Here is a 1894-nt window from a genome sequence, read left to right on the forward strand (position 1 = left end):
GCGTAGATCCTTGGGTTCCGGTCAACCAATGAGAGCGTACGGCGCGGCGCCAGCCCACACGGGGCGGCAGCTGGGCGGGCCTTGTCCTAGGCGCTGGCACGCCGTCCAGGCAGGTTCCCAGCAGCGCCAGGTGTTCCCCGTCCGCCGGCCACCTGGGGGCCGCGGGCGGCCACGCATGCTCGCCTTCACCGCTCGTGCGGGAAAATGCAGCAAGGAGGAGGGAAGCTCGGGAATGCCGAAGGACCGTCAACTCGCCTCTGGACTAGGAATCATGGCCGGGAAGGCGCTGTCCCAGGCCATGACACATGATTCAGAGGTAGCCGCAGCGCCGAGAACCCACAGGTTATTTCATAGTAGCGCCCGCAGCCGCGCTGTTGCATTGGGCGGAGGCGGGCGGGGCGTGGTGGAGCCGTCTCGGGCGGGCGGTCAGAGGGCCAGGGTGAGCTCGGTGAAGGCAGCCGTCAGCCGGTTCCGGGGGTCGGCATCGACGCCCAGTTCGTAGTGGCCGCGGCGGATGTTCTGCACGAACGCGTGCCCGGAGCCGATGATCTGTGCGGAGCGGAGGCGTTTCAGGCCGCGCATCGGCCGTAGTCGTGCCTTGAACCGGCCGTGGTCGGCCTCGATCGGATTGTTCGCGTACTGGTCGTCGACGTGATGAGCGGCGGGGAGCTGTTCGTCGAGGACTCGTGGGTAGGAGGCGGCCCGGTCGGTGGTCACCTCGACAGGCCGCCGGCCGTGGGACAGGGCGCGGGTAAAGAACCGGCGGGCCGCGGCGAGATCCCGCTTCTCGGAGGCCAGCACGTCGATGACCTGGCCGAACTGGTCGACGGCCCGGTACAGGTAGGTCCATCGTCCGGCGACCTTCACATACGTTTCGTCGACGAACCAACGATCACCCGGTGTGTGCCGGCATGGCCGGGCCGCGTCGAGCAGCAGCGGGGTGAACCGGCGCACGCACCGGTAGACGGTCACGTGATCAACGACCAGGCCGCGCTCGGCAAGCAGCTCTTCCACATCCCGGTAGGACAAGGCGTAGCGCAGGTACCACCGCACCGCCAGGACGATCACCTCGGGAGGGAAGCGGAACCCGGCGAACTCCGACATCGGAACCGGTGGACGGACACGACGTCGGCGCATCATTCGATCATGACTGATCGGTAGCCGAGATGGCGGACTTCGCCAACGCAACAGTGCCTCGGCGACAGCAGATGGGGCGCCCGTAGTTTCCAGCGAAAAAACAACGCTAAGAGCGACCGGCAATAGGTGACTACTTGAGTCTGCGGGTGGTGGGTCGGGTGTCCCAGCGGTAGAGGGTTCTGGCTCGTCGGATGAGTTGACGGATGGTGACGATCGCTGCGGCGAGGTAGAGGTAGAGGTAGAAGTCGATGATGGCGGCATGGTGGTCGGTGCATCGGCGGATTTTGCCGTAGGCGTTTATCCAGGAGTTGACCTGGCACGCGGCTCCGGCCAGGACGAGTCGCTCGACCCGGCCGCGGCCGAGATCAGCCTCGCCTACGCGCACGCGAACACGGAGCGCTTCGCGGGCCTGGGCATCATCGCGCCGCCGGTCCCCACCACCAGCGACGACCCGGCCGTCCAGCCGTTGTCGCTGCTGGACCGCGCGGTCTGACGCCTCAGCTGGTCACCGCGCCGACGCGCAGGAACTCCAGGCGCTCGGCCGAGACGCTGCCCGCCGCCGCGGTGTAGAGCGTGATCCTCAGGTCTGAGCCGGGCACGGTCAGCACGTCGCAGTCCAGGACGAGGTCGCCGGCGAGGCAGTGCGGGATGGTCTTGCGGGAGCTGACGTGCGGCCCGGCCGCGCCCGAGTCCCAGAGGTCGCGGAACCGCGGGCTGGCGTCGCCGACCTCGGCGATCAACGCGCGCAGCGACTCAT

2 protein-coding genes and 2 pseudogenes are annotated in these 1894 nt (G+C 68.0%); 1 reads left to right on the forward strand and 3 read right to left on the reverse strand.

Annotated features, from left to right (window positions below):
- Nucleotides 1-426 precede the first annotated feature (426 nt).
- Together DD1DGNOD_RS16900 and DD1DGNOD_RS16905 are read right to left on the reverse strand one after the other, a co-directional pair.
- Nucleotides 427-1104: an IS6 family transposase gene (locus DD1DGNOD_RS16900; RefSeq protein ID WP_206443249.1), complete on the reverse strand. Its 678-nt coding sequence runs from the start codon at nt 1102-1104 to the stop codon at nt 427-429.
- A 163-nt stretch (nt 1105-1267) separates the two neighbouring features.
- A pseudogene (locus DD1DGNOD_RS16905) lies at nt 1268-1444 on the reverse strand (IS5/IS1182 family transposase); the annotation flags it as partial.
- Here DD1DGNOD_RS16905 and DD1DGNOD_RS16910 point away from each other — a divergent pair.
- Entirely contained in the window at nt 1397-1630 is a 234-nt protein-coding gene (locus DD1DGNOD_RS16910) for a hypothetical protein (RefSeq protein ID WP_206443250.1), read from the forward strand. The pseudogene DD1DGNOD_RS16905 and the gene DD1DGNOD_RS16910 overlap by 48 nt on opposite strands.
- Before the next feature lie 4 nt (nt 1631-1634).
- Here DD1DGNOD_RS16910 and DD1DGNOD_RS27165 read toward each other — a convergent pair.
- Nucleotides 1635-1894, reverse strand: a pseudogene (locus DD1DGNOD_RS27165) (transcriptional regulator); the annotation flags it as partial.

The organism is Candidatus Protofrankia californiensis, assembly GCF_900634765.1.
Classification (GTDB): Bacteria; Actinomycetota; Actinomycetes; order Frankiales; family Frankiaceae; genus Protofrankia; species Protofrankia californiensis.

What these genes read in the sequence shown, in the direction of transcription:
- DD1DGNOD_RS16900 (WP_206443249.1), bottom strand. Translation starts at nt 1,104, where the DNA reads ATGTCGGAGTTCGCCGGGTTCCGCTTCCCTCCCGAGGTGATCGTCCTG.
- DD1DGNOD_RS16910 (WP_206443250.1), top strand. Translation starts at nt 1,397, where the DNA reads ATGGTGGTCGGTGCATCGGCGGATTTTGCCGTAGGCGTTTATCCAGGA.